This is a genomic window from Ruminococcus sporogenes (genome assembly GCF_054655175.1).
In genome coordinates this window covers 1-2,289 of sequence record NZ_BAAHOA010000013.1, presented here as the reverse complement: position 1 = coordinate 2,289, position 2,289 = coordinate 1, and the positions used below count along the sequence as shown (strand labels likewise).

The 2,289-nt window shown below is 46.3% G+C and carries 3 protein-coding genes; all 3 read right to left on the bottom strand.

Features of this window, described 5'->3' with window-relative positions; all coding sequences use genetic code 11:
• A partial coding sequence (locus ACYQ0N_RS15150) for a BRO family protein (protein ID WP_460163155.1) occupies positions 1 to 699 on the bottom strand: 699 nt, incomplete at its 3' end.
• Entirely contained in the window at positions 674 to 1,921 is a 1,248-nt protein-coding gene (gene dcm, locus ACYQ0N_RS15145) for a DNA (cytosine-5-)-methyltransferase (RefSeq protein WP_460162860.1), read from the bottom strand. The genes ACYQ0N_RS15150 and dcm, both read right to left, overlap by 26 nt.
• Before the next feature lie 64 nt (positions 1,922 to 1,985).
• On the bottom strand, positions 1,986 to 2,289 hold a 304-nt coding region (locus tag ACYQ0N_RS15140; protein ID WP_460163154.1), incomplete at its 5' end, for a DUF4314 domain-containing protein.

Genomic DNA, 2,289 nt, shown 5'->3' with positions numbered 1-2,289 from the left:
GTAGGTCTGCCGATAGGTTTTTGTCCTTGCGGAGGTTTTAAAAACCGACTCCTTCACTTTAAAATATCCTCTGTCTATATATTTCTGATAGGGGAGATTGTCGGTCATAAGGATACCCATTCCTCTGAGAACGGCGTACAGCCTGTTTCTGCCAATAGAAATTCTTTCTGCTCTCGCAAGCTTTGCCATTTCGTTCATATCGATGAGATTATCGGTATTTGAAACCTGATTTGCAAACTCCACCAGCGGTTTGTCATGCCGGATACGCTCGTTAAGCTGATTTATCGCTATCATCTGCAAGCGGAAAAGATTCTGATACGGCTCGTCGAGGAACGGGAGGTAGTTTTCTATGAACATTTCTTCGCTGCCGACGTAGCCGCCTGTTCTCCTCAAAGTTGGTAAAATCGTGGCTGTGACCCACCGCTTAAACTCTTTGGCTCTCGGAAGCTTGCTGGAAAGTATCAGACTGTAAAGTCCGCTTTCGTTGATAATTGTCATTTTTCTGTTTTGCCTGCCGTCGTGAATTGCGACGTCAGCTTTATCTTCAGTATCAGTGTGTTTTGCAAGCGCATCTCTCGTATTTGTATAGCCAAGAATTTCCGCAACATCTTTCCCCACAAACCAAGGCTCGCCGTCTTTAATAACCGTTCTCACTTTGCCGAATTCTTCGTTTTCAAAAATCCTGATCATATTTTCCATTTGCGTTTTCCTCCTCGTCAAATTCCAGTAAATTTCTCGCGATAGCTTCAACCACATTTACCGTAATTGAATTTCCCGCCTGCTTGTAGAGCTGCGCGTCGGACATTCCCGCGGCTGCGACTTTTTCAAACTGAGCCTTTTCATAACCCTGCAGACGCCAACACTCCACAGGCATTAGCCTGCGAATACGACCTTTGTGAACAATCCCGTGACGGTCTGTCACCGTAAGCGTAAACATCGGTTCGTTAGGTTCTTTTATCCGTCTGCCGTTCTGACGAGTGTTTTCCTTAAACGGATTGAGTATCGCTCTTGGTCCGTCATCGACCAGAACTCCCGATCTTTCCCCCTTATGAGCTCCGTTTGTTACTCCCAAATCCATTCTTGTATGCAGACATCTTGCATTCTCTGTAATCTGAGGATTCTCATTCAAATCGCAGAAAACAGCGGAATGCTCTCCCTTATGGTGAGATACTCCGCTGTTCTGCCTTGCGGTTATACATCTCGCAGTATCTGTCATTTGAGGATCGGGATTCATGTCGATAAAATACAGCCCTGTCTTACCGCCTATGCCACCCGAACCGCTGCACTGGGTCACTGCTGTGCCGTTTGTTAAATACACTCTTGATCCCTGACTGCCGCCTATCAGCTGCTCAGGTTTTCCTTTTTCGCAATTTTCCTCATCATTTCCTCCGAAAGCCAATACTTTGGCGGGACATCTGTTTCCAAGATATCCGACAAGGAACAGCCTTCTTCTTGACTGCGGTATCCCGAATCCGGCAGAGTTAAGCACTCGCCAGCACATACTATACCCCAGTTCAGAAATCTTTTCAAGGATGATTCTGAAACATTCCCCCTGCGATATACCAAGCAGATTGGGTACGTTTTCAGCGATAAAGTAACGGGGGCGCTTGGCTTCAAGGATTTGGATATAGTTGAAAAAGAGGTTTCCTCTATCGTCCTCAAAAGCTTTTCTGCGCCCCGCGACGCTGAAGGACTGGCAGCACGGTCCGCCGACGAGCAGATCAAAATCCGGCATACCTCCGTAATCGATTTTTGTGATGTCCTCATAAAAAATTCCCCCCCTTGTGTCATACAGCGTTCTGTAGGCTTTCCGCGCAAACCGGTCGATTTCGCACCATCCGACGCACTCAAACCCGCCTGTCTTTTCAAATGCCGAGCGGAAAGCTCCGATTCCCGCAAACGCTTCAAAATATTTTATCATTTATCACCAATCCCTTCTTGTTTGTGTAATAAAAAACGGCTAAGTCTTTTTCAAAACTTAACCGTTACATTGACATTTCCATTTCTTCTGATTCTTCAATATCCTCAGTGATTTCCTCGCACTGAATATTTTCCTCTGTTTGCTCATTGGTCGGAGTCTGTTCTTGATCGAGTTTATGGAAGTGATCCACATCGGGTATAACTCCAAGCGTTCTTCCATTGTCAAATTTGCAATGCAGAGTACCCGCGTCGTCCACTGCTTTTACCGTTCCCACAGCGCCTGACGGAATCGGCTGCGGATCGTTTTCCATGCTGTCAAGGCAGATCCTTGTGCCTTCAGGGTATCTCTGTCTGAGCATTTCAACCTTG